This window comes from Rhizobium sp. LjRoot258, from assembly GCF_964254185.1.
GTDB lineage: Bacteria > Pseudomonadota > Alphaproteobacteria > Rhizobiales > Rhizobiaceae > Rhizobium.
Genome location: NZ_CAXUST020000001.1, coordinates 1183628 through 1206181 on the forward strand (window position 1 = coordinate 1183628; position 22554 = coordinate 1206181).

General features: G+C 60.3%; 26 protein-coding genes and 2 pseudogenes. 17 read left to right on the forward strand and 11 right to left on the reverse strand.

Annotated elements, in window-relative coordinates:
- Positions 1-13: 13 nt before the first annotated feature.
- Complete coding sequence (aroQ, locus tag ACSQ9D_RS05900) at positions 14-451, reverse strand: type II 3-dehydroquinate dehydratase (RefSeq protein WP_037117527.1); 438 nt, start codon at positions 449-451, stop codon at positions 14-16.
- Between the two features lie 144 nt (positions 452-595).
- A complete protein-coding gene (locus ACSQ9D_RS05905) occupies positions 596-1354 on the reverse strand; it encodes a DsbA family protein (protein ID WP_436281490.1) in 759 nt (252 codons plus the stop codon).
- A 210-nt stretch (positions 1355-1564) separates the two neighbouring features.
- Between ACSQ9D_RS05905 and ACSQ9D_RS05910 the strand changes: the two genes are divergently transcribed.
- Entirely contained in the window at positions 1565-2722 is a 1158-nt protein-coding gene (locus ACSQ9D_RS05910; protein WP_436281491.1) for a pyridoxal phosphate-dependent aminotransferase, read from the forward strand.
- Positions 2723-2820: 98 nt separating this feature from the next.
- Here the strand turns inward: ACSQ9D_RS05910 and ACSQ9D_RS05915 are convergent, their stop codons facing one another.
- A complete protein-coding gene (locus ACSQ9D_RS05915) occupies positions 2821-3828 on the reverse strand; it encodes a ketopantoate reductase family protein (protein ID WP_436281492.1) in 1008 nt (335 codons plus the stop codon).
- A gap of 88 nt (positions 3829-3916) precedes the next feature.
- Positions 3917-4132: a hypothetical protein gene (locus ACSQ9D_RS05920; RefSeq protein ID WP_037117532.1), complete on the reverse strand. Its 216-nt coding sequence runs from the start codon at positions 4130-4132 to the stop codon at positions 3917-3919.
- Between the two features lie 195 nt (positions 4133-4327).
- Here ACSQ9D_RS05920 and ftsZ point away from each other — a divergent pair, with 195 nt between their 5' ends.
- The 3 genes from ftsZ to ACSQ9D_RS05935 all read left to right on the forward strand — a co-directional run bounded on the left by ftsZ (position 4328) and on the right by ACSQ9D_RS05935 (position 6650).
- Entirely contained in the window at positions 4328-5356 is a 1029-nt protein-coding gene (ftsZ, locus tag ACSQ9D_RS05925) for a cell division protein FtsZ (protein ID WP_037117534.1), read from the forward strand.
- A 148-nt stretch (positions 5357-5504) separates the two neighbouring features.
- Entirely contained in the window at positions 5505-6353 is an 849-nt protein-coding gene (locus tag ACSQ9D_RS05930) for an oxidoreductase (RefSeq protein WP_436281493.1), read from the forward strand.
- Between the two features lie 93 nt (positions 6354-6446).
- Complete coding sequence (locus ACSQ9D_RS05935) at positions 6447-6650, forward strand: hypothetical protein (protein ID WP_436281494.1); 204 nt, start codon at positions 6447-6449, stop codon at positions 6648-6650.
- A gap of 238 nt (positions 6651-6888) precedes the next feature.
- Here the strand turns inward: ACSQ9D_RS05935 and ACSQ9D_RS05940 are convergent, their stop codons facing one another.
- Together ACSQ9D_RS05940 and ACSQ9D_RS05945 are read right to left on the reverse strand one after the other, a co-directional pair.
- Positions 6889-7215, reverse strand: coding sequence for a hypothetical protein (locus ACSQ9D_RS05940; RefSeq protein WP_037117539.1), 327 nt, complete (start codon positions 7213-7215; stop codon positions 6889-6891).
- Positions 7216-7217: 2 nt separating this feature from the next.
- A complete protein-coding gene (locus ACSQ9D_RS05945) occupies positions 7218-7472 on the reverse strand; it encodes a DUF2188 domain-containing protein (RefSeq protein ID WP_436281495.1) in 255 nt (84 codons plus the stop codon).
- Positions 7473-7684: 212 nt separating this feature from the next.
- On the opposite strand from ACSQ9D_RS05945, the gene ACSQ9D_RS05950 reads away from it, so the two are divergent.
- Positions 7685-7858 carry a hypothetical protein gene (locus ACSQ9D_RS05950; protein WP_197065901.1) on the forward strand — a complete coding sequence of 58 codons (174 nt, stop codon included), beginning with the start codon at positions 7685-7687 and terminating at the stop codon, positions 7856-7858.
- A gap of 12 nt (positions 7859-7870) precedes the next feature.
- Here ACSQ9D_RS05950 and ACSQ9D_RS05955 read toward each other — a convergent pair whose 3' ends face one another.
- The 4 genes from ACSQ9D_RS05955 to ACSQ9D_RS05970 form a co-directional block, all read right to left on the reverse strand.
- Entirely contained in the window at positions 7871-8734 is an 864-nt protein-coding gene (locus ACSQ9D_RS05955; RefSeq protein ID WP_436283772.1) for an MBL fold metallo-hydrolase, read from the reverse strand.
- Between the two features lie 211 nt (positions 8735-8945).
- Positions 8946-9776: an alpha/beta fold hydrolase gene (locus ACSQ9D_RS05960; protein ID WP_436281496.1), complete on the reverse strand. Its 831-nt coding sequence runs from the start codon at positions 9774-9776 to the stop codon at positions 8946-8948.
- A gap of 377 nt (positions 9777-10153) precedes the next feature.
- Positions 10154-10465, reverse strand: a complete 312-nt coding sequence (locus ACSQ9D_RS05965; protein WP_436281497.1) for a hypothetical protein — start codon at positions 10463-10465, stop codon at positions 10154-10156.
- 21 nt (positions 10466-10486) lie between these two features.
- Positions 10487-10651 carry a hypothetical protein gene (locus tag ACSQ9D_RS05970; protein WP_436281498.1) on the reverse strand — a complete coding sequence of 55 codons (165 nt, stop codon included), beginning with the start codon at positions 10649-10651 and terminating at the stop codon, positions 10487-10489.
- A gap of 281 nt (positions 10652-10932) precedes the next feature.
- Between ACSQ9D_RS05970 and ACSQ9D_RS05975 the strand changes: the two genes are divergently transcribed.
- From ACSQ9D_RS05975 to ACSQ9D_RS06025, 11 genes and pseudogenes are all read left to right on the forward strand, one after another.
- Positions 10933-11649 carry a GntR family transcriptional regulator gene (locus tag ACSQ9D_RS05975; RefSeq protein ID WP_436281499.1) on the forward strand — a complete coding sequence of 239 codons (717 nt, stop codon included), beginning with the start codon at positions 10933-10935 and terminating at the stop codon, positions 11647-11649.
- Positions 11646-12560, forward strand: a complete 915-nt coding sequence (locus tag ACSQ9D_RS05980; protein ID WP_436281500.1) for a dihydrodipicolinate synthase family protein — start codon at positions 11646-11648, stop codon at positions 12558-12560. The genes ACSQ9D_RS05975 and ACSQ9D_RS05980 overlap by 4 nt, the downstream gene beginning before the upstream one ends.
- Positions 12553-14070, forward strand: a complete 1518-nt coding sequence (locus tag ACSQ9D_RS05985) for an aldehyde dehydrogenase (protein WP_436281501.1) — start codon at positions 12553-12555, stop codon at positions 14068-14070. Before ACSQ9D_RS05980 ends, ACSQ9D_RS05985 begins: the two co-directional genes overlap by 8 nt.
- Entirely contained in the window at positions 14067-15413 is a 1347-nt protein-coding gene (locus ACSQ9D_RS05990) for an NAD(P)/FAD-dependent oxidoreductase (RefSeq protein WP_436281502.1), read from the forward strand. The genes ACSQ9D_RS05985 and ACSQ9D_RS05990 overlap by 4 nt, the downstream gene beginning before the upstream one ends.
- 79 nt (positions 15414-15492) lie before the next feature.
- The gene (locus ACSQ9D_RS05995) at positions 15493-16344 is read left to right on the forward strand and encodes a glycine betaine ABC transporter substrate-binding protein (RefSeq protein ID WP_436281503.1); all 852 of its coding nucleotides are present in this window, start codon (positions 15493-15495) and stop codon (positions 16342-16344) included.
- Positions 16345-16428: 84 nt separating this feature from the next.
- Positions 16429-17520, forward strand: coding sequence for a quaternary amine ABC transporter ATP-binding protein (locus tag ACSQ9D_RS06000; RefSeq protein WP_436281504.1), 1092 nt, complete (start codon positions 16429-16431; stop codon positions 17518-17520).
- A 23-nt stretch (positions 17521-17543) separates the two neighbouring features.
- Positions 17544-18392: an ABC transporter permease gene (locus ACSQ9D_RS06005; protein ID WP_436281505.1), complete on the forward strand. Its 849-nt coding sequence runs from the start codon at positions 17544-17546 to the stop codon at positions 18390-18392.
- Positions 18389-19240, forward strand: coding sequence for an ABC transporter permease (locus ACSQ9D_RS06010; protein ID WP_436281506.1), 852 nt, complete (start codon positions 18389-18391; stop codon positions 19238-19240). The genes ACSQ9D_RS06005 and ACSQ9D_RS06010 overlap by 4 nt, the downstream gene beginning before the upstream one ends.
- A 29-nt stretch (positions 19241-19269) precedes the next feature.
- A pseudogene (locus ACSQ9D_RS06015) lies at positions 19270-19362 on the forward strand (4-hydroxyproline epimerase); the annotation flags it as partial.
- Between the two features lie 33 nt (positions 19363-19395).
- Complete coding sequence (locus tag ACSQ9D_RS06020) at positions 19396-20406, forward strand: GlxA family transcriptional regulator (protein WP_436281507.1); 1011 nt, start codon at positions 19396-19398, stop codon at positions 20404-20406.
- 2 nt (positions 20407-20408) lie between these two features.
- Positions 20409-21149, forward strand: coding sequence for an MOSC domain-containing protein (locus ACSQ9D_RS06025; protein WP_436281508.1), 741 nt, complete (start codon positions 20409-20411; stop codon positions 21147-21149).
- Between the two features lie 259 nt (positions 21150-21408).
- Here ACSQ9D_RS06025 and ACSQ9D_RS06030 read toward each other — a convergent pair whose 3' ends face one another.
- A complete protein-coding gene (locus tag ACSQ9D_RS06030) occupies positions 21409-21651 on the reverse strand; it encodes a hypothetical protein (RefSeq protein ID WP_436281509.1) in 243 nt (80 codons plus the stop codon).
- A gap of 150 nt (positions 21652-21801) precedes the next feature.
- Between ACSQ9D_RS06030 and ACSQ9D_RS06035 the strand changes: the two are divergent.
- A pseudogene (locus tag ACSQ9D_RS06035) lies at positions 21802-22528 on the forward strand (ImuA family protein).
- Positions 22529-22554: the final 26 nt, after the last annotated feature.

A 22554-nucleotide genomic window follows, 5' to 3' on the forward strand; every position in this document is an offset into this window, starting at 1 on the left:
CCCTGTGTTCTTCTTATGCCGTGAGATTCTTCAGCGCATGCAGCGCCAGAATATAGCTGTGAGGCCCGAAGCCGCAGATGACGCCTTTCACCGCTGGCGCAATCATCGACTTGTGGCGGAATTCTTCCCGCGCGTGGACGTTGGAAATATGGAGCTCTATTACCGGAATGGAAATAGCGCGAATTGCGTCATGGAGCGCGACCGACGTATGCGTGTAGGCGCCTGCATTAATCGCGACACCGACGGCTTTGTCGTTCGCTTCATGGAACCAGTCGACGAGCGTACCTTCGTGATTGCTCTGGCGAAAATCGATATCGAAGCCGAGTTCCCGCCCTGCTGCCTTGCAATCTGCCTCGATATCCTGAAGCGTCTTGCCGCCATAGATGCCCGGCTCTCTTTTGCCGAGCATGTTCAGGTTGGGCCCGTTCAGGACGAATATCGTTTGCGTCATCGAGTGTTCCATCAAGTGCGAGACGGCAACCTATAGACTCCCAACGGACCTAATGAAAGCCCTTTGGAAGAGGCAGGCGGAATCGCGCCACATTTGTCCACATGGCTGAAACGCTTCGATTTTGGCGATTTGATGGGCGCTGTCTCAACAACTCGTCTTGCCGCAGGCGCGCATGTTCTTGACCTTGGCTTCGAGGTCATCGAAACCGACTGCGCCCTGAACCAGTTCGTTGCCAATCACGTAGGACGGCGTGCCTGTGATGCCGAGGCTCTGGGCAAGTTGATAGGTTTCCTTCACGGAGGCATCGCTGGAGCTCTTGGCCATCTCGTCACGGATTTGCTTTTCGCTGACGCCAAGTGACGCGGCGACTTCAATTGCACTCGCTTCGTCGGCGCGGCCGTCACTGCTGAGAAGCGCGACATGAAACTCGCTATACTTTTCCGGCGACAGCTTGCGGAATGCATCGGAGACCTTGTGCGCGGCAACCGATTCCGGGCCGAGGATGGGAAATTCCTTGAGCACGAAGCGGACGTTCTTGTCCTTTTCGAGCATGGTCTGCATGTCGGAAAGTGCGTGGCGGCAATAGCCGCAATTGTAGTCGAAGAATTCGACGATCGTGATGTCGCCCTTCGGATTGCCGATCGTCACGTCGTACTTCGAATCGAAGATCGTCGACTTGTTGTCAGCGATCACCGCGTTGGCTTTGACGAGGCGCGCCTTCTCCTGCTTCTTCTGCAGGGCATCCTGAACATCCAGCATGATCTCCGGGTTTTCGATCAGATACTGCTTGATGAACTCGCCGAACTCCTTCTTCTGCGCCTCATCGAGCGCTGCCGCCGGGTAGGCCGTTGCCACCGAGGCAGTCAGCGCCAGCGCGGTGAAGATTTTCGGAAGTATGGCCATTATATCCTCGTTATCAGCAGTTCGTATGCGTCGTTCTAGCGGCCGGATAACACTGCCCGGTTAACGGCGGCACTCCGATGCCGCCAAATTAAGGTGCGTCCGGGCGCCTTCAAACAGGTATTTTCGTATCCGCTGTTCAATCGCGGGATTGTGATGATCCGATTATTGCGGCAATTGTCTGGCGGCAAGCAAAGTTAGAGAGAAGCGATCGTGTTTTCCATATCCCAACGCAGCGAAGTCGAGCCCTTTCATGCCATGGATGTTCTGGCCGAAGCGACGAAGCGGCGAGCGAGCGGTTACCCGGTCATTTCCATGGCTGTCGGACAGCCCTCCCATCCGGCACCACGCGCCGCTCTGGAGGCTGCGCAGGCCGCACTCGTCGAGGGCAAGATCGGCTATACGGACGCGCTCGGCACGACGAGGCTGAAGCATGCGCTGGCCTGGCACTATCGCGACCGGCATGGGCTGGAAATCGATCCTGCGCGCGTCGCGATAACCACCGGCTCCTCCGCCGGTTTCAACCTTGCCTTTCTCTCGCTGTTTGATGCCGGTGACGCGGTCGCCATCGCACGGCCGGGCTATCCTGCCTATCGCAACATCCTCGGCGCGCTTGGGCTCAGGGTGATCGAGGTGCCAGTCACTGCCGACACGCATTTCACGTTGACGCCCGAGAGCCTTGAGGCTGCGCAAACGGCAAACAACGTCAGGCTGAAGGGTGTCCTGCTGGCGAGCCCTGCCAACCCAACAGGCACTGTGACCGGCCGCCAGGGGCTGACGGCGTTGGCCGACTATTGTGTGGCCAATTCGATCGCGTTCATTTCAGACGAAATCTATCACGGGCTGACTTTTGCCGGCGAAGAGACCAGCGCACTGGAATTGACCGACGAGGCGATCGTCATCAACTCCTTCTCCAAATATTATTGCATGACCGGCTGGCGCATCGGCTGGATGGTGCTACCAGAGCGGCTCGTGCGCCCCATCGAGCGTGTCGCCCAAAGCCTCTACATCTCGCCACCCGAACTGTCGCAGATCGCAGCGACGGCAGCGCTCGGCGCGACTGCGGAACTCGATGTCTACAAGGCGAGCTACGCGGCCAACCGCGAGTTTCTCCTGAAGCGTCTGCCGCAAATCGGGCTGTCCATTGCATCGCCGATGGATGGCGCGTTCTATGCCTATGTCGACGTCACGCGCTTCACCAATGACAGCATGGCGTTCGCCAAGCGGATGCTGGCCGAGATCAACGTCGCCGCGACGCCGGGTCTGGATTTCGATCCGCTGGAAGGCAACCGGTCGATGCGCATGTCCTACGCCGGCTCCGAGGCCGAGATCGTTGAAGCCGTCGAGCGCATCGCAGCTTGGTTGAAATAAGGCTATTCTTTCAGAGCGGCTTGTGGAGACTTCCGAAATCAATTTATGAGCGGCTCCCTAAATTTAGAACGCAGCAAATCCCTCGACCGCTCGCGCAGTCACTTCGTCGGTCGGCAATTCTCCCGGTCAAGCTGCGACACCAACGCCAGGATCGTTTCGGAAACCGGTGTCGGCGTTGCCGTCAGGCGGCCCAATGAAACGACCATTCCCACCAGCGGCGCAATCTCCAGCGACTTCCCCGCCAGAAGGTCTTGCAGCATAGAGGTGCGAACCGGCCCGATCTGCCGGGCCTGTTCCAGTCGCTGCTCGACGGACATCCCGACATTCGCGCCGAGTGCCTCTCCAACGGCCTTTACCTCCTTCATGACCTTCCCGATCTGGTCGGTGATTGCGGCATCCGCCATCAGATCGGACATCAATGATCGCGTCAGCGCGCTGATAGGGTTGAAGGAGGCGTTGCCCATCAGCTTGCTCCAGATATCGTCGCGGATGCGGCTCGAAAGCTTAACGCCGATATCGGCGCGCTGCAGCAGTGCCTCGATGTCGCGCAGATCTGCGCTGATCTCGCCGGAGGGCTCTCCGACAATGAAGTGGCCGTTGTTGCTGAGCCGGACCTCGCCGGGCTTGCTGACTTCAGCGCCCTGGTGGGCCACGCAGCCGATGACGCGCTGCGGGCCGACAAGGCGCCAAAGCTTGCCGCCCTCATCGAGCTCGTCGAATTGCAGCTCCGCATGCCCGCTGTCCTGATCGCGGTGGAAATACCACCACGGAATGCCGTTGAGGATCATCATGACGCGCGTGTCATCTTTCAGCAGGTGACCGATTCCCTCCGCGGCAGCGCTGAGCTGATGGCCCTTCAGCCCGGTGATCACGAGATCCTGCGGTGGCAGTTCCCTCGGATCGTCGGTGGCTCTCGGTTTGACGATGAGGGGCGCTTCTGCGCCCGCCTCAAGGAGACGCAATCCGTCGCCTCGGATGGCAGCGAGATGAGCGCCGCGGGCAACGACCGAAACCGTTACCTCTGGGTCGAGCGATAAGGCAAGCTTGGAGGCGATGGCGCCGCCGAGTGCACCGGCGCCGAAGATGCAGATATTCTTGATGGGCATGCGATGATCTTTCCGCGATTGGTGGTCGCGGTGAACTTAGGTCATCGATTCCTCAAGGCGAATGATATTTTGAAGCCGCCCGAAGCTTTTAGTGGCCGCTGCCGGGAAGAAGCTCGTTGCGGCGAAGCTCGTCAATGGCTGCCACCGCATCTTCCGCAGACCAGCCTGCGCGAATGGCAGCGCCGATCATCCGGACCTCGGCCTCCTCTTCGATCTTGAGAAAGAGCGGTTCCAAGGCCTCCTGGGCGGTAAGAATATGCTCGTTTGGAGGGGTAACTGACTGGCGGGTGGCTGGCGTAGGCATCTGCACGGTACTCCTCTCTCTGGCAGGGGATGATTCAACATAAAGCACGAGGACAAAAAAGGTTCCGGATAAAGTTTCAGGAAAGCTTCTTCTTGTTCTTTCGCCCCGGCTCTGCCTTGTTGCGCGACTAAGCTGATACTCGATTCGGTTCCCAAAAGAGGCGGAGCCTGACGAAAACGCACGAAGGAGATTGCGATGACGAACGCCAAGAACGGGATTTCCGAAATGCGACCCAGAATTACAGTGATTGGTGTCGGCGGCGGCGGCGGCAATGCGATTAACAACATGATAGCGGAAAATCTCGAAGGCGTCGATTTCATCGCGGCCAATACGGATGCGCAGGTGCTGGCGACCTCGAAGGCATCCCGCCGCATACAGCTCGGCGCGCATGTAACCGAAGGGCTGGGGGCCGGATCGCTGCCGGAAGTCGGTCGCGCAGCCGCCGAGGAATCGATCGATGAGATCATGGACCATCTGGCTGGCTCGCATATGTGCTTCGTCACCGCAGGCATGGGGGGCGGCACCGGAACGGGGGCTGCCCCTGTTATCGCCCAGGCCGCCCGCAACGCCGGCATCCTGACGGTCGGAGTGGTTACGAAGCCCTTCACCTTCGAAGGCAACCGCCGCATGAAGACAGCCGATGTTGGTATCGAGGCGCTCCGCGAGGCGGCCGATACGGTGATCGTCATCCCGAACCAGAACCTTTTCCGCATCGCCGATGCAAAGACCACGTTCGCGGATGCCTTCATGACTGCCGACCGTGTGCTCTATGCCGGTGTGGGCTGCATCACCGACTTGATCGTCAAGGAAGGCCTCATCAACCTCGATTTCGCAGACGTGAAATCCGTCATGCGTGGCATGGGACGGGCGATGATGGGCACCGGCGAGGCTTCGGGCGAGGGGCGTGCGATGAAGGCCGCGGAGGCTGCGATCGCCAACCCGCTGCTCGACGACATTTCGATGAAGGGCGCCAGGGGCGTTTTGATCTCGATCTCCGGCGGCACCGACATGACGCTCTTCGAAGTGGACGAAGCGGCAAGCCGCATCCGCGACGAGGTTCAGGATGAGGCCGACATCGTCGTTGGCGCGATCTTCGACCGCAACCTCGATGGCAAGTTCCGCGTCGCGGTTGTGGCGACGGGCCTCGACGGGGCGGCGGCTGGAACGCAGGCCCGTCAGGGCGTGGCGCCTGGCCAAGACATGCACACGCGTACGCTGCAGTAAGCTGCTTATTGTCTGCGCGTCCGATCGGGCGCGCAGGTTTCTCCTGATCGATGTCGTTTAGGCGTAGTCGTGCGCTGGAAATGTCAGGCGGCGGCCCTAAATCCGCTCTCGCCCATTCAGGCGTTCCCGACAGCATCAGGAAAATCACATGTCTCAGGACAAGTCCCCCGTCTGGCTCATCACCGGCTGCTCCACTGGCTTCGGCCGTGAGCTTGCGAAACTCACCATTGCCCGCGGCTGGCCGACGGTCATGACCGCACGCGATCGGGCCCGCGTCGCCGATCTGGCGTCCGCCCATGAAGCGAACGCGCTGGCGCTGGATTTCGATGTGACCGATCCCGCTCAGGTCAAGGCGGCGGTCGCGGCCGCCGAGCAGCGCTTCGGCCGCGTGGACGTTCTCGTCAACAATGCCGGCTATGGCTACCAGTCAACGGTCGAGGAGGCGGAAGAGCAGGAAATCCGCGATCAGTTCGAGGCGAACGTCTTCGGCCTGTTTTCGATGACCCGTGCCGTCCTGCCTGGTATGCGGCAGCGCCGGCATGGCCACATCATCAACATCACCTCGGTTGCCGGCTTTATCGGCTTTCCCGGCTCGGGTTTTTATGCGGCGAGCAAGCATGCGGTCGAGGGTTTTTCCGATTCACTTTACGCCGAGGGCAGGCCGCTCGGCATCAAGGTGACCTGCGTCGCCCCCGGTCCGTTCCGCACCGATTGGGCCGGCCGCTCGCTTCGGCAAACGAAGAGCACAGTTGCGGACTATGCCGAAACCGCAGCTGCCCGCATGCGCCAGACATCGGAATACAGCGGCAAGCAGGCCGGAGATCCCGTGCGCGCCGGCGAGGCGATGATCCGGATCACGCAAGTGGAGAACCCGCCGCGGCATCTCGTGCTCGGCGAAATCGGCTACAGCAATGTCACGAACAAGCTGCGCGAACGGCTGGCGCAGATCGAGGAATGGCGCGAAACGAGTCTCGGAGCGGATTTTCCGAAGGAGTAGGGTCGTCGCGGCCAATGTCACTCCCGCGATGATCTCGGCGTCTGCGATGGGCGCGTGAGGCGTTACGCAAGTGGTTTGGTGGAGGAACATTAGATGGCGAGGATTGCCAATATTGTCGCTGGCCTGCTCATCCTTATCGGGCTGGTGTGGATGGGGCAGGGCAGTGGCTATTTTCCCTATCCGGCAGAAAGCTTCATGATCGACCAGACGCAATGGATCTACTGGGGCGCACTTGCTGCGGTGGTCGGAATTGTCGTGATTGTGGTGACGAGAAACGCGCGGCATCGGTCGCGATAAACATGTCCGATTGCTTTGCATCTCACACACTGTCGATGACGTGCCACAGACAGTCCTGGGCATGTTTTGCGCGCCGGCCACATAGTGTCACCTAGTGACATCGATCTTCGGGATGGCACGTGGCCCGGCATTGGATTGCGCAGTGCGTCGCGGTCGCCCTTAAAATAAGTTCGCCGGCGAAGGAAGCCTGTGTAAGCGTCCGTCGCCGGCGAAGATTGGAATATGTAAACGGCGCGAATTACGCTCGGCGCGAACGAGCCTCCGTCATATCTGGCCGCGTGCCATCAGGAGCGCGAAGTCCGTAGTGCTTGCTTGCGAACACCCATTCCACATTGCCGGGCTCAAACGGGCGACGCGGATTTCTCAGCGCCATCCGGCGCTCGGAGAGGCTGCGCGGCAGGCTGTCGATCATATCATTGACGAAGGTTTCGACGCTGTCTTTCCAGCGGGGCGAGATCGAAACATCGACGCCGCCATAACGATGGAAGTCGGGATGTTTGCGGGAATAGCATGCGCCGAGCATCCACGCATGCTGCTGCTTCAGAAAACGTTCTTTAATGGTCATTCCTAGTCTTTTTCCTTGGCGTCATCGACGACATCGGCCTCGGGGCGGTCGCCTCCGTTCGACCGTTCCGTTGTCCAGCTGCCGTCTGCACGCTGATATGTAATGTCCGCTCCCTGGCCACCGAGCTGTTGTCGCTCTGCGGCTGGTTTTGCCGCTGCCAGTGCATCTTCGTGAGTTGGGAAAGTTTCCGACCAGACATCGTCCAGGCGATAGGCCCAGGCGCCATCATGTTCGGCGACGTGGTAGGTAATCGACATCGATCTTTCCTTCAAGAACTTTTCGCAGGAATTTGCATGGAGGCTCCACCCAGATTGAAAAGCTGGAACGCGCTCGCCCCATGCTTGTTCCCCCTCGTGTCTGGCCTGTGTGAGGCTTGGTTCAGCGCGAGGTGTGATCTTGCGCGAGCGCGGAACGCTTCATAGGCTTGGGGCGTTGATAGATTCGTTCAACGTCTTTCAATAGGAACCCCATGCGCGCTCAGTCGAAGCCGTTCATCGTCGAAGTCAAATCCTCCCGCCGCACGGAGCGTCGCCAGTCAGCGTCAATCTGGGGGAACCTCGATCTGGCAGCCGTTGCCGAAGAGATTGCGGAAGAACTGCCGCAGCCAGCCGCCGTGCCTGAAGAAACCGCCGGCGCGCAGTAACCTGCCCGAACCCTACGCCGACACAAACCGGTAGGAAGCATCCTTGCGTTCTGCATAGCCAACGCCCGGGTAGCTCCAGTGATAGCCGAGCATCTTGAGCTTGTCGGTCGCCGCGCGATCGAGCAGCATTTGGCGGGTCTTCAGCGCGATCTCAGGTTCCGTGTCGAAGCCGAAATGCCAGGCGGGATTTTCGAAGAAGATCACGTCGTTGGTGCAGGCATCGCCCGTGATCAGCAGGCCGCCGTCTCCAGCGAGTTCGATCGAGACATGGCCCGGTGTATGTCCGCGGGTTTGCAGGATCCGCATCCCGGGAATGATCTCCTGATCTGGTCGCACGAGCGTTAGCCTGTCCTTGACGGCAAACAGGTCCCGCTGCGCACCGCGCGCAAAGTCATGAAGCGCGGATGGCATATGCGTCGCGTAGGCCTTGTCGGTCCAGAAAGCCCATTCTGCTTCGCTGACGAAATACTGCGCGTTCGGATAAAGAACCTTGCCGTCGATCGTCGTCGTTGCGCCGGAGTGATCCGGATGCGCATGGGTGAAAACAACCTTGGTGATCGCCTCCGGCGCGATGCCGAGCGATCGCAGGTTCGCCGCCAGTTTGCCGGCGCTTGCCTGAAAATGGCTGCCGGATCCGGTATCGATGAGGATCAGGTCCTCGCCATGGCGGATCAGAGGGATGTTGGCCTGAACGGGAGCGGTCGCCGCGTTGCCGCCCAGCCGCGGCATGATCGCCTGGCGCTCCTCGGGCGTGGCATCGGGCAGCAGGATCTCCGCCGGAAGCGTCAGGAAGCCGTCGCTGACGACGGTAATGTCGAACGTGCCATGCTGGAAGCGGTGGAAATCGGCTGCAATCGCGTTGCGTGAAGTCAGCATCACCGCTGCTGCGGCAGTCAGCTTCAGCAGGTCGCGTCGGGACAACCCGCTCGGAATGGTATCTCGTGTGGTCACGAGCGTCTCCTTTGATGAGCAAATGCAGGTGTGCGGCAGGCGGGCACCCCAGGGGACCCGCCTGCGACCGTTCGAACGGTCTTCATCCGTCATACGATTGCCGGTCCGGAGAGGGCCCGGCGGATGATCCGCCACCTCAGTCCAGGAAGAATTCCAGCAGATCGGCGTTGATGACATCAGGATGCGTGGTGCACATGCCGTGCGGGAAGCCGGCATAGGTCTTCAGCGTGCCGTGCTTCAGGAGTTTTACCGAAAGCGGTGCGGAGTCGGCATAGGGAACGATTTGATCGTCGTCGCCGTGCATGACCAGCGTCGGCACCGTGATGCGCTGCAGATCCTCGGTGAAATCCGTTTCGGAAAACGCTTTGATGCAATCGTAATGAGCCTTGGCAGCGCCCATCATCCCCTGCCGCCACCAGTTCTCGATGACGCCCTGGCTGACCTTGGCGCCGGTGCGGTTGAAGCCGTAGAAGGGGCCTGTCGGCACGTCGAGGAAGAACTGAGCACGGTTGGCGACAAGCGCCGCGCGGAAGCCGTCGAAAACCTCGAGCGGCAGGCCGCCGGGGTTCTTGTCCGACTTGACCATGATCGGCGGCACGGCGCCGATCAGCACTGCCTTGGCGACACGGCCGGGCTTGGCGCGCGCGACGTAATGGGCAACCTCGCCGCCGCCGGTCGAATGGCCGACATGGATTGCATTCTTGAGATCGAGAGCATCGGTAAGCGCCGCAACGTCGGCTGCATAGGTGTCCATCTCATTGCCCTGCCACGTCTGGCTGGAGCGGCCGTGGCCGCGCCGGTCGTGGGCAATCACGCGATAGCCCCTATCCAGAAAGAACATCATCTGCGCATCCCAGTCGTCGGCGCTGAGCGGCCAGCCGTGATGGAAAACAACGGGCTGGGCATCGAGCGGGCCCCAATCCTTGTAGAAGATTTCGCTTCCGTCCGTGGTCTTGATGAATGGCATGATAGCTTCCCTCTGTCTGGATGTGATGGCTTTCATGGCGGTAAAGGCACGTGAGCATCCTTCCGGCGCCCATGTCATGGGGCATCCGGGCAGAGCTGACCCGCCCATCTACACCTTCCACGTCATTACCATGACGCGGCTTTGGCGGCGTTGCGAGCCAAACGGTAATCTGACGCAAATATTGCAGAATGGAAGATGCGGTTTTGAAGAATGGCGGCGGCGGGGAGAGAGGGAGGACTGATGTGCTTTCCGATCGGATGCAGGAGACTGCAGGTCGTCACGTCACATCACGGGATTGGCCGCGCGCAGGAACATCGACACCGGCATCGCTCTTGCAGCCGACGCGCCGACACGAACGTGAGAGATTGGTTAGCGCGTCAGGAGATTCTTGATGCCCAAGGAACCACGGCGTCACCTCGGCCTGGGCCAGTCCGGGAGCAAGGTGATGCCGAACCTTGGTGAAGCCTCGCGGAGACGCTCGATCTCCTCGGCTGTCGGTGGGCCCACGACTTCGTCCGGTTGGAGTTCGTGGCCCCTTCCTCGATAGACCTGTCAAACAGAGCGGGAGTCCCGATCAAGATGTATCTGCAAGGCTTTGCGCTCACGTTCATTAGTTCGTACGGAATGGCGCGCGGCAGGAAGATGCTCTCGCCTGCCGTCAGGAGCCGCGGCTGACCGACGATCACCACAGTCAGCTCGCCGTCGGCGACTTAGAAAGTCTTGTCGTCCTTGGCGTGGACATGGATCGGCGTCCATGTGTTTCCGCCGCTCTTGTTCTCGAAGAGGCAGAGCTGCCCCGCTGTCTGTTCTCGGGACAGCAGGCGTTTCATGACGATGCCTGCAAGAGCGAACTCCTTGCTGCCGATATCGCTCATTGCCACCTCACTTCGCGCATCGTCCGAAACGACGCGCGCCGGTTCCCGGAACCGCCTCTGCGTGATGAAAGCTCCGGCCGCTTCGCCCTTGCTCGGCGTTCCCTGGATAGACCACTCAGTCCCTCAACCAACGTTCCAGCCGCCAGCCTATCACGTCGCCGCATTAAAATGTATTATTTGAGAACTTTCATTGTGTACGCAATGTACACAATTCATTGACATCGTATTGGATGCATGCCATGTTCCGGGCCTGACGCAGTAAACGGCACGGAGAGTGACCCATGGCGAAGACCGTGAAGAGCAACCTGTACGAAGATTTGAAACGTCAAATTCTAACGATGGAGCTCGACCCCGACGCCGATCTCGACGAAGCCAGCCTGAGTGAGCGCTACGGCCTCTCCCGGACCCCGGTTCGGGACATCTTTCGTCGCTTGGCGGGCGAGGGTTATGTCGACATTCGCGAAAACCGCGGCGCGCGCGTCATTCCGATGAACCATTCGACGCTGCGTAATTTCTTCCTGGTTGCGCCGATGATCTATGCCGCAATCGGTCGTTTGGCCGTCCAGAATTTCAAACCAGCACAACTCGTCGACTTGAAGCAGACGCAGGAGCGTTTCCGCACGGCCAGCGAGAACGGGCGCGCGCTGGACATGGTCCTCGAGAACAACCGCTTCCACGAGATCTTCGGCGAGATGTCCGCAAACGTCTATCTGCAACCAAGTCTCGGCCGGCTCCTCATCGACCACGCCCGGATCGGCCACACGTTCTTCCGGCCGAGAAACGAGGACATGAAGCGGCGCCTGCAATTGGCCACTGAGCATCATGACGGCTTCATCGAAGCGCTCGCGACGCACGATGAGGACGCGGTCGTCGATCTCGTCTTTGAACATTGGGAATTGTCCCGCGAGAACATGGAGATGTTCATCGCTCCGCAGGGACTAAAAGCGGACGTCCTCATCGGCGGCCCGGCTGCAAAAACACTGGAGAAATCACCGTGAAATTCGAGGGGATCTATACCCCGGCCGTTACTCCGCTCGATGAGAGTGGACAGATCGACCGGAAGGCTTTCGCCGCTGTGCTGGAGTCGCTGATCGAGGCGGGGGTCCACGGCATCATCGTCGGCGGATCGACCGGCGAGTACTATGCCCAGACCAGCCAGGAGCGTTTTGACCTCGCGTCTTATGCCAAGGACGTAATCGGGAGCCGCTTACCACTCATCGTCGGAACGGGTGCAACACGGACCGAGGATTCGGTGGAATACGCGAAGGCCGCCAAGGAGATCGGCGCTGACGCGATCCTGGTTTCGACGCCACCCTATGCGCTCCCGACCGAGCGGGAAAATGCCGTTCACGCGCTCACGGTCGACCGCGCGGCCAATCTGCCGATCATGCTCTACAACTATCCGGCCCGCATGGGCGTGATGATGGGCAAGGACTATTTTTCACGAGTCGGCAAATCAAAGAACGTCGTCGCCATCAAGGAAAGTTCCGGCGACATGGGCAACTTGCATCTGCTTGCCAGGACGTTCCCACACATCTCGCTCTCCTGTGGATGGGACGACCAGGCGCTCGAGTTCTTCGCATGGGGGGCGAGAAGCTGGGTGTGCGCCGGATCGAATTTCCTGCCGCGGGAGCACGTCGCTCTCTACGAGGCCTGTGTTCGCGAAAAGAATTTCGACAAGGGCCGCGCGATCATGACCGCGATGTTGCCGCTGATGGATTTCCTCGAATGCGGCAAGTTTGTCCAGTCGATCAAGCACGGCTGCGAAATCACCGGACTCAAAACCGGATCGGTGCGCGCGCCGCTGCGCTCTCTCAACTCCGAAGAAAAGCGAACACTCCAGACTGTCGTCTCCACCTTGAAGCGAACGGTCGGTCAGATCACCTCGGGAGCCAATCGTCATGCATGAACCGTTGACCGCCGCCGAATACAAGGCGATCGCCGCCGAACTCCAGTTTCCGACAAACGCGTTTATCGATGGTGCATTCCGTCCGGCGAACTCCGGCAAGACTTTCAAGTCCAAGAACCCCGCGACCGGAGAGACGCTTGCCAAAATTGCCGCCTGTGACAGCACGGATGTCGACTATGCCGTGCTCAAGGCGAGGGAGGCGTTCGATGACGGTCGCTGGCGGCTGAGGTCCCCGTCCGAGCGCAAGGAGGTTCTCCTGAAGCTCGCCAAGCTGATCGAGTGCAACCGGCATGAGCTTGCCGTCGTGGAAAGCCTCGATAGTGGCAAGCCGATCCGCGAGTGTCAGACGGTTGACGTCCCCGATGCCATCCATACGCTGCGCTGGCATGCCGAATTGATCGACAAGCTCTATGACAACACGGCGCCGGTCGGATCGAATGCGCTGACGATGATCGTGCGCGAGCCCGTTGGCGTCGTCGGCTGCGTTCTGCCGTGGAACTTCCCGCTGCTCATGCTCGCTTGGAAGATAGGCCCGGCACTTGCCGCGGGATGCTCCGTCGTCGTGAAGCCCGCCGAGGACACGACGCTGACGACGCTTCGCGTCGCCGAACTGGCTCATGAGGCAGGCGTCCCTGCCGGCGTCTTCAACGTCGTAACTGGAAGCGGCACGGAGGTCGGCGAGCCGCTTGGCATGCACATGGACGTCGACATGGTCGCCTTTACGGGCTCGACTCCAACGGGGCGTCGCTTCCTGCGCTATGCGGCGGACTCGAATCTGAAGCGCGTGGTGCTCGAGTGCGGTGGCAAGAACCCGGCAGTGGTTCTCGACGACGCTGAAGACCTGGACCTTGTCGCCGAGCAGGTCGTCAATGGTGCGTTCTGGAACATGGGCGAGAACTGCTCGGCCACGTCGCGGCTCATCGTGCATGCCAAAGTCAAGGACGAGCTGCTAAAGCGGATCGGGGCCTACATGCGCGAATGGAAGGCGGGCGACCCGCTCGATCCGGAAAACCGCATCGGCGCACTCGTCAACAGGGCGCATTTCGAGAAGGTTACATCCTTCCTCGATGACGCCAAGAAAGAGAAGCTTTCGGTCGTTCATGGCGGCGACACGCGCGACGGCATCTTTGTCGAGCCAACGGTTGTCGATGGCGTCACGCCATCGAGCCGGCTGTTCCAGGAGGAGATTTTCGGGCCGGTTCTGTCGGTCACGACCTTCAAGTCCCTAGCCGAGGCGGTCGGCCTTGCCAACGACACGAACTATGGCCTGACGGCGTCCGTCTACACCGGAAGTCTCCGCAACGCGATCAAGCTCTCGCGCGAGATCCGGGCGGGCGTCGTGACGGTCAACTGCTTCGGTGAAGGGGACGCGACTACGCCGTTCGGCGGCTACAAGGAGTCCGGTTTCGGCGGACGCGACAAGTCGATCTTCGCGCACGACAACTATTGCGAACTGAAGACGATTTGGATCGACGTGTCAGATCGTTCAGTAGACGAGACGATCCGATGACACGGCACGTGATCAAGCGTCTGCCAGTCGATACCGGCGTCTCGGGCTGGGAAGCCATCAGCGAACGCGGATTTCCCGTCACGGCGCTTGATGGGGATATCACCGCGGACTGGCTGATCATCGGTGGTGGCTTCGCCGGATTGTCCGCGGCTCGCCGTCTCTCGCAGCATCGCCCGCAGGACAAGATCGTGATCCTGGATGCGCGGGAGTTGGCGAAGGGGCCGGCGGGTCGAAACTCGGGGTTCATGATCGACGTTCCGCATAATCTTTCGTCGGGCGAATACTCCGTCGCTGACGAGGAGTCGACGAAGACCGAGATCAGGCAAAATCGCCTGGCAATCTCGTTCGCGGCAGGCGTCGCAGCCGAGTTTGGACTTTCCGGAGAGACGTTTGATCCTTCCGGAAAGGTGAACGCGGCGGCCTCCGACAGGGGGGTGGCGCTCAACGATAACTATAGGCGCTCGCTGGAAAAAATCGGAGAAGCGCATCGCGTCCTCGACGCCAGCGAGATGCGGCGCATGACGGGCTCGGCATACTATCGCGGCGGGCTGTTCACGCCGGGCGCCGTCATGATCCAGCCTGCCGACTATATCCGCGGCCTAGCCCGTGGACTCCGGGGGAAGGTTTCGATCTACGAGCATTCGCCGGTCCTCGAGCTCTCGCGGGAAGGCCGGAACTGGAAGGCCCGGTCGAACCGCGGCTCGGTGTCGGCACCGAAGGTCATTCTGGGCGTGAACGGTCACATTGAAAGCTTCGGCCATTTCCGCGGCAGGTTGATGCACATCTTCACGTACGCGTCGATGACGGCCGCCTATTCGCACAACGAGTTCGGCGGCGACGTGACGGGCGCCGACCGATGGGCGCTGCTGCCTGCTGATCCGATGGGCGCGACTGTCCGCAAGATCACGTCGAACGGCCGCTCCCGCATCGTCATCAGGACGCGGTTCACCTACAACCCAAGCCTAAAGGTATCCGAGCGGCGCGTCTCCGGCATTGCCGCCGAGCAGCGCCGGTCCTTCGACGCGCGGTTCCCAGGCATGGAGAGCCTACCACTGGAATATAGCTGGGCAGGCGCGCTCTGCCTTAGCCGCAACCACGTTCCAGCTTTCGGCGAAGTCGAGGAGGGGCTGTTTTCCGCGTGCTGCGAGAACGGTCTTGGAACCGTCAAGAGCACGCTTGCGGGCATGATGGCTGCAGATCTCGCGGCAGGTGTCGGGAGCCCGGAGCTCGATCAGTACAGGAACCAGCCAGAGCCGAGCAGGCTGCCCCCAGAGCCATTTGCATGGTTGGGGGTCAACTCGGTCATTCGATTTCAGGAATTGCGTGCTGGCCGTGAGGGATGAGCCCTTGCCGCGCAATGTGAAGACTGAGCCTACCGCAAGTCTTCAACGACAATGGGAACGAGAACTAGGAGTAAGAACAATGAAGACATTGTGGAAAGCGCTCTGCGCCGCTGCGATGGTCGGCATCAGCATGCTTCCGGCCCGCGCGGAAGAGAAGACCATCAACATGGGCACGCTGTCCTGGGAAGACCTGACGCCCATCACCGGCATCACCAAGAAGGTGCTTGAGGACGCTGGTTATACAGTCAAGGTGACAGAATTCTCGGAGTGGGGCATCGCCTACGCGGCTCTGGCCAAGGGGGATATCCAGGTTCTGGCTTCGCAGACCGATTACGTCGCGCAGGACTATTGGAGCAAGAACAAGAACCGTCTGGAAAAGATATCCCCGGTTTCGCACGGTCTCTATCAGGCTATCGCCGTTCCGGCCTACGTTCCGATCGACTCCCTCGAACAGCTCAACGAAAACAGCGACAAGTTCGGCGGCAAGATCATCGGCATCGAGCCGGGATCGGGCCTGATGCGCGATGCATCCAGTGCCGTCAAGGACTACGATATCAAGCTGCAGCTTGTCGAAGGCAGCACGGCGGCGATGACGGCCGCGCTCAAGTCGGCATACGATCGCAAGGAGTGGATCGCCGTCACGATCTGGGAACCGTCGTGGATGGTGCAGAAGTACCCGGTAAAGTATCTCAAGGATCCGAAGGGCATCTTCCCGCCACCGCAGGGCTACTACTGGATCGGCCAGAAAGGCTTCGCCGAAGAGAACCCGCATGCTCGTGAGGTCATGGCAAGCGTCTACGTTCCGATCGCCGACATCACCGCCATCAATGGCGAGGTGAAGGATGGCAGGACTATGGACCAGGCCGTCCAGGGCTGGGTCGGCGCCCATGCCGACCTGATCAAGCGCTGGGAAAACATCAAGAAGAACTGATCGCATTGGCCGTCCGATGCTGTCGGGCGGCCACCTTCAAGCCCAACAAGAGAAGCCAGCACCAATTGGCTCAAGGGGATCGCTATGAAAGCCGCAAATGCCGATACCAATGAAGTCCTGATTGACTGCCAATCGCTCTGGAAGGTCTTCGGAGACAAGTCCGCCGCCGCGATGAAATCCATCAACGCGCGGGGACTTGGGAAGACAGAAGTGCTGAAGGAGTACAACTGCGTCGTCGGCGTGGCCAACGCCAGCCTGCAGGTCCGGCGCGGCGAGATATTCTGCATCATGGGCCTGTCGGGTAGCGGAAAGTCGACGCTTATCCGCCTGCTCAACAAGCTGATTACACCGAGTTCCGGAAAGGTGCTCGTAAAGGGCAGGGACATTGCGGCGCTGTCGCCGGTCGAGCTCAGGCAAATGCGCGCCATGAACATCGGCATGGTGTTTCAAAGCGTTGCCTTGCTTCCGCATCGCACGGTGCTCGAGAACGCGGCCTTCGGACTGGAGGTTCAGGGCATCCCCAGGCTTGAGCGAAACAAAACCGCCAAGGCAGCGCTGGAAACGGTAGGCCTGGCGGACTGGGTCGACCGGTACCCGAACGAATTGTCGGGCGGCATGCAGCAACGCGTCGGTCTCGCCCGTGCCCTTGCGTCCGATCCGGAAATCATCCTGATGGACGAGCCGTTCAGTGCGCTCGATCCGCTCATACGCCGCCAGCTTCAGGACGAGTTCCGGCAGCTCACGAAGTCGCTGGGCAAGTCCGCCGTCTTCATCACGCACGATCTCGACGAGGCGATCCGGATCGGCGATCGCATCGCCATCATGAAGGATGGCGTCATCATCCAGACCGGCACGGCCGAGGAGATCATTCTCAATCCGGCGGACGACTATGTCGCCGAGTTTGTGGCGGGCATATCGCGGCTCCATCTGATCAAGGCCCATTCCGTAATGCATAGCGTCACCGAGTTTCAACGCAGTGAGCCCAACTCCGATATCTCTTCGCTGGTGCGCACCACCCCCGATGCTGACATTGACGAACTGATCACCCTCACCATGCAGTCGGACCGCGACGCGATCGCCGTCGTCGACAACGACCAGGTCGTCGGCGTGGTCACGCCCCGCAGCCTCCTCATGGGCGTCAAGGGGACTTCCAACAACGATCGTGCGGCCGCCTGACCGCTGAACGGGAGCCGAGTGACATGGACATTTCAAGCTTCACCGATACCTTCGACGAACGGACCGACGCAGCGCTCGAATGGGTAGGCGACAACGGCGAATCCCTTTTCGACTTTGTCAGATGGGTTCTCGAGGGGCTCTACGATGGAATTCTCTGGCTCCTTGAACTCCCGCCGTTCTATGTCGTTGCGATCGTCGTGGCACTGGTGGGATGGCGACTCGTCAATGCCTGGTTCGCTATCCTGGGCGGCGTCGCACTGATGCTCTGCTTCTCGATGGGGCTCTGGTCGGAGACGATGAGCACCCTTGCGCTTGTCCTAACGGCGACGGTGCTGGCGCTGGCGATCGGTATTCCGATCGGGATCGCGGCAGGTTTCTTCACGGCACTGGATCGCTTCATGGAACCGGGCCTCGATCTGATCCAGACGCTTCCGCCTTACATCTACCTCCTGCCGGCGATTGCCTTGCTCGGATATGGCCCCGCAACTGCCTTGATTGCCACCGTCGTGGTTGCGATGCCGCCGGCGATCCGGTTGACGTCGCTCGGCATTCGCATGACGCCGAAGGCGTTCATCGAATTGGGAGAAGCGAGCGGTATCACGCCGGGCCAGATGTTCTTCAAGATCCGCCTGCCGTTTGCCCTTCCCAGCATCATGGCTGGCATCAACCAGAGCCTGATGATGGCGTTCGGCATGGTTGTCATTGCAGGGATTGTTGGATCAGGTGGTCTTGGAGAGACGATCTATGGCGCGATCAGGACGCTCGACATCGCGACGTCTATCAACGGGGCGATCGCGATCGTCGTCCTGACAATGGTGCTCGACCGCATAACGCAGAGCGCGGCCCGGCTTGGAACAGGGAGGCAGTCATGAATCCTTCGATCTTGCAGTTTTCGCCAGGTGCTCTTCTTGCTCCGGCGGTTGACTGGTTGAACACCAACCTGCATCCCCTGTTCTCCGCGATCAGCTATGTGGTGGAGGCCGTCCTGTCGGCAATCGAAGCCGCGCTTCTTTTCGTGCCGCCTTATGCCCTTATTGCGATTGTCGTCGTCGCGGCATTCTTGGCAGTGAATCTGCGAGCGGCAATCCTCGCGGGCCTGTGCCTGGGATTCTGCCTGATCGTCGGGCTGTGGACGGCGTCGATGCAGACGATTGCGCTCGTGACCGTTGCCGTTCTGATCTCAGTGCTGATCGCGTTTCCCATCGGCGTCCTCTGCTCGCGCCACAAGACGCTTGAAGCCGTAGTGCGACCAGTCCTCGACGTTATGCAGACTGTGCCGCCGTGGGTCTACCTGATCCCCGCTGTGATGATCTTCAGCCTCGGGCGCGTCCCGGCGATCATCGCCACGATCGTCTACGGCATTCCCCCGATGCTGCGACTGACAACATTGGCGTTCAACCAGGTGCCGCGCGAGTTCATCGAGCTTGGCAGCGCGATCGGCGCCCATCCTCGTTCGGTGCTTTGGAAGATAGAAATCCCGCTGGCCAAGCAGACGCTGATGGTCGGCCTCAATCAATGCATTCTGCTTTCGCTGGCCATGGTCGTTCTGGCAGGCCTGGTAGGGGCGGGTGGACTTGGTGCCGAGGTGACACGTGGTCTGACGCGTATGGAAATGGGCTTGGGCTTGCGCGCGGGGCTCGCAATCGTCGCAGTCGCGCTCCTCCTCGACCGGCTGAGCCGCAGTCTTCTCAATCGCGACGGGGCGCTTCGGGCGGCCTGACTTGAGGAAACGTATATGAGAAACAGCCTCCGAGCATTGGCGGCGTGGCGCGAGTCATCGGCCACAACACGATCTTCGTCGATGACCGGGATCCGCTTGCCCACGGCTGCCAGATCAAGTGAATATCACGCTCCAGCAGACAGGAGACCATCAAGATGAGACCCGAGGATCTTCGATCCGGAGAGGCTGCTGCGACCCCTAAGCAGCTCAGAGTCGGGTTCGTCCTGGCACGGTCGTTCACTCTTTCGGCCTTCGCCCTCTTCGTTGACACCCTGCGTCTCGCAAGCGACGAGTTCGATCGATCCGGGCGTGTGCTCGCCGACTGGCAGGTACTCGGCAGCACGCGCCACCTCATCGCATCGAGTTGCGGCGTCCAGGTGGCGCCAACTTCTGACTTCGTTGATCCATCCCGGTTCGACTACATCGTGGTTGTCGGTGGTTTGCTGACGGTTGAACGGCCGGTGGACCAGGAGACCGTCGTGTTCCTGAAACGTGCTTCGTCCCAGGGCGTTCCGTTGATCGGACTTTGCACCGGAACCTTTATTCTTGCCGACGCCGGATTGATGGCGAGCCACCAGACTTGCGTGAGCTGGCTTCACGCAAAGGCCTACAAGGAACGATTTCCCGGCCTTCCGGTGCGATCGGACCGGTTGTTCAATCTCGATCGGCGGCGTGGATCCTGCGCGGGCGGAAGCAGTGCGGCGGACATGGCAGCGCTGCTCGTGCGGCGCTACATCAGCCGGGAGGCCGAGCGTAATGCATTGGAAGTCCTGCAGATTGAAAAGGCTCGGTCGCCCGGAGACGTGCAGCCCCGCAGGCCGCTCCACGAGAACTACGACGACGACCGCGTAAGAGCCGTCATGATCACCATGGAACAAAACATGGAAGACGGCATATCCATACCGGCTCTTGCATCGTCCGTTGGGCTCTCACGGCGGCAGCTCGAACGGGTTTTCTTGGAGAAGACCGGGATGTCACCGGCTCAAGCCTATAAACGTGTGCGAATGGAGAGAGCGAAGGTCTTGCTTGCCCACTCGAAGCTTCCGATGATCGAGATCGCCCTCGATGTCGGCTTCGAGAACGCCTCCCACTTCGCGCGCGCCTTCAAGCGGATCTTCGGGGCGACACCCTCGCAGGTGCGCGCGACCTCGGCGGGAGCGCGGTAGACATGCGATCGGTAGGAGTGATCAGAGAGCTCTGGCGCTATCCAGTCAGCTCACTAACCGGCGAAATGGTCGACGCGGTCAAGGTGTCCGGTGACGGAATGGACGGCGACCGGCGGTATGCACTCGTCGACGTTTCGACGGGCGTCGTTGCCCATCCCGAGCGCGACAAGCGTTGGCAAAAGTCCGTTTATGTGAAGTCGCGAACGGCGACGGACGGCACCGTTGAGGTACAAATGCCCGGTCATCAATGGCTCGCCGTCGATGAACCACAGCTCGCGGGCGCCCTAACGGCGTTCTTCGAGTTCGAAGTGGTGGTGAGGCCTTATGAGCGCTTTGCGCACGAGAGCGCCGAGACGATCTTCGCGGTCGATAGATACGAGGTGTCTCCTCTTCACCTGCTGACGAGTGCGTCGGTCGACCATCTGAAGTCGCTTCATCCGGCCGGTAATCCCGACCGGCGGAGATTTCGCCCGAACATCTTTACGGAGGCGGAGGCCGATATCAGCGGCTTTCCTGAACTAAGCTGGATCGGGGCGCCGATCCGTCTTGGCGAAATAACCGGAAAAGTGATCGCGCCGACGAAACGATGCGGGTTCACTGTCATTGCTCAGGAAGGGCTGGAGAACGATCCGGAAATCCTTCGAAATGTGATGAAATTCGGCAATCGAAACATGGGTGTCTACTGCCGCGCGAGCCAAGAGGGGTTGCTCCGGGTAGGAGATGTCGTGTCGCTCTCGGCCTGACGTCTTCGCACCTGGTTCGAGGCCGGCTTCCTTCAATACTGCAGGCAGCGCCACAGGCACCTCGATCTCACCAAGTTGACCGTCGTCGACGTCATGTCGGCGAACGCTAACGCCGCTGCCAGCCAGTCGATCTGAATGGCCTCAATGCGCTTGCAGGCATCGGTGTGTCCCAAGCCAGGCAATATTCCGATCACCGTTATTCCGCTATCTGGCGAACGTGTCCCGCTATGAGCGCCTTCAAGCAGAAGGTCGGCTCCCCTTAGCCGTTGGTATCTCGAACTTGGCGAGTGGTGATGACGATGTCGTCGCGGATCAGGTTTGAGAGTTCGACCTCGTCCGTGACGCCAAGTTCGAGCCACTGAACTAGGCTTTTTGCCTTCCGCCCGGCTTCAGCGCTTCCTCTTCGATAGCCGTTCTCGTCGCACCAACACTTCAAGATGCGATCGATCATCTCCGTGATCTTCGATGTTAGTATCGGTTTTGCCAATTCGATCCGCCGCATCGGTCCCTCTTTCCGATTGAAGTCGGAGCCTACGAGGACGCCCAACGGAACGGCAATATCTCTCATATAAGAAATGCCGCATATGACGGAACGGAAATCCGACATGTTGCTCGGCAGCCATAGTCGTCAATTGCCTTGACTATTCGACAGATGGCAAAACCGAACTCAAACCAAGTTGTCGCCGCACTCCGAGAGCGCATCTAGCATCTTAAGGGCGGACGTGCGCGGCGCAGACACGTCCTGCCGTTCGCTATTTGCGAAATCGATGAATACCGGCGGGGGACTGTCTTACGGTGCAGTCTACGAATTCGCGGGTGGCGGAGCAATGCCGCGGCCGCTGCGCTCGTTGTTGCAGGCATTGCCGCTCGTACTAGGTAAGATCGTCTGGTGTCTTACGCGCGCCGATCTCTTCGCGGCGCGCTTGCCCAGGTTCGGCTACAGCCGGATCCGGTGATCTATGTCGAAGGGGCAAGGAAGAAGGCGTGTTGGCCTCCTTCGAGGAGGCGTTGCGGTTCGGCGGACTTGGAGCGGTAGTGGGCGAGGTGGTGCGGTTCCCGATGGTTGCCTCTCGTGGGCTGCAGCTTGCTGCCGAAAGCTCAGGCACCATGGGGCTCGCCATTTGTCGCTGGCGTCGGCAGACAGAGGTCACCGACTTCGGTCTCCCTACTGCTGCGGCCACCCGCTGGCGCATTTTCGTGCTGCCATCGGAGCGCTCCCGGTTCCAGACATAGGACGGGCGCGGTGGCTGGCGGAACTGGTTCGGGCGAAAACAGGGGAGTGCGCGGATTTTGAAGTAAATGCCTGCGACGCAACCGGTCATGTTAGTCTTTCTCGGAGCGTTCAGGATAAGGGCACGCGCTGGTCGGCATGTCCTTGATTAGTGTCATCGCCGCGTGGACGCCC

Coding starts and splice junctions, on each gene's coding strand:
- ACSQ9D_RS05970 (WP_436281498.1), bottom strand. CDS start 10,651: ATGAGCGATATCGGCAGCAAGGAGTTCGCTCTTGCAGGCATCGTCATG.
- ACSQ9D_RS06025 (WP_436281508.1), top strand. CDS start 20,409: ATGCGATCGGTAGGAGTGATCAGAGAGCTCTGGCGCTATCCAGTCAGC.
- ACSQ9D_RS05930 (WP_436281493.1), top strand. CDS start 5,505: ATGTCTCAGGACAAGTCCCCCGTCTGGCTCATCACCGGCTGCTCCACT.
- ACSQ9D_RS05940 (WP_037117539.1), bottom strand. CDS start 7,215: ATGACCATTAAAGAACGTTTTCTGAAGCAGCAGCATGCGTGGATGCTC.
- ACSQ9D_RS05945 (WP_436281495.1), bottom strand. CDS start 7,472: ATGTCGATTACCTACCACGTCGCCGAACATGATGGCGCCTGGGCCTAT.
- ACSQ9D_RS05990 (WP_436281502.1), top strand. CDS start 14,067: ATGACACGGCACGTGATCAAGCGTCTGCCAGTCGATACCGGCGTCTCG.
- ACSQ9D_RS06010 (WP_436281506.1), top strand. CDS start 18,389: ATGAATCCTTCGATCTTGCAGTTTTCGCCAGGTGCTCTTCTTGCTCCG.
- ACSQ9D_RS05955 (WP_436283772.1), bottom strand. CDS start 8,734: ATGCTGACTTCACGCAACGCGATTGCAGCCGATTTCCACCGCTTCCAG.
- ACSQ9D_RS06020 (WP_436281507.1), top strand. CDS start 19,396: ATGAGACCCGAGGATCTTCGATCCGGAGAGGCTGCTGCGACCCCTAAG.
- ACSQ9D_RS06000 (WP_436281504.1), top strand. CDS start 16,429: ATGAAAGCCGCAAATGCCGATACCAATGAAGTCCTGATTGACTGCCAA.
- ACSQ9D_RS05995 (WP_436281503.1), top strand. CDS start 15,493: ATGAAGACATTGTGGAAAGCGCTCTGCGCCGCTGCGATGGTCGGCATC.
- ACSQ9D_RS05915 (WP_436281492.1), bottom strand. CDS start 3,828: ATGCCCATCAAGAATATCTGCATCTTCGGCGCCGGTGCACTCGGCGGC.
- ftsZ (WP_037117534.1), top strand. CDS start 4,328: ATGACGAACGCCAAGAACGGGATTTCCGAAATGCGACCCAGAATTACA.
- ACSQ9D_RS06005 (WP_436281505.1), top strand. CDS start 17,544: ATGGACATTTCAAGCTTCACCGATACCTTCGACGAACGGACCGACGCA.
- ACSQ9D_RS05975 (WP_436281499.1), top strand. CDS start 10,933: ATGGCGAAGACCGTGAAGAGCAACCTGTACGAAGATTTGAAACGTCAA.
- ACSQ9D_RS05985 (WP_436281501.1), top strand. CDS start 12,553: ATGCATGAACCGTTGACCGCCGCCGAATACAAGGCGATCGCCGCCGAA.
- ACSQ9D_RS05960 (WP_436281496.1), bottom strand. CDS start 9,776: ATGCCATTCATCAAGACCACGGACGGAAGCGAAATCTTCTACAAGGAT.
- aroQ (WP_037117527.1), bottom strand. CDS start 451: ATGACGCAAACGATATTCGTCCTGAACGGGCCCAACCTGAACATGCTC.
- ACSQ9D_RS05935 (WP_436281494.1), top strand. CDS start 6,447: ATGGCGAGGATTGCCAATATTGTCGCTGGCCTGCTCATCCTTATCGGG.
- ACSQ9D_RS05950 (WP_197065901.1), top strand. CDS start 7,685: ATGCGCGCTCAGTCGAAGCCGTTCATCGTCGAAGTCAAATCCTCCCGC.
- ACSQ9D_RS06030 (WP_436281509.1), bottom strand. CDS start 21,651: ATGCGGCGGATCGAATTGGCAAAACCGATACTAACATCGAAGATCACG.
- ACSQ9D_RS05905 (WP_436281490.1), bottom strand. CDS start 1,354: ATGGCCATACTTCCGAAAATCTTCACCGCGCTGGCGCTGACTGCCTCG.
- ACSQ9D_RS05920 (WP_037117532.1), bottom strand. CDS start 4,132: ATGCCTACGCCAGCCACCCGCCAGTCAGTTACCCCTCCAAACGAGCAT.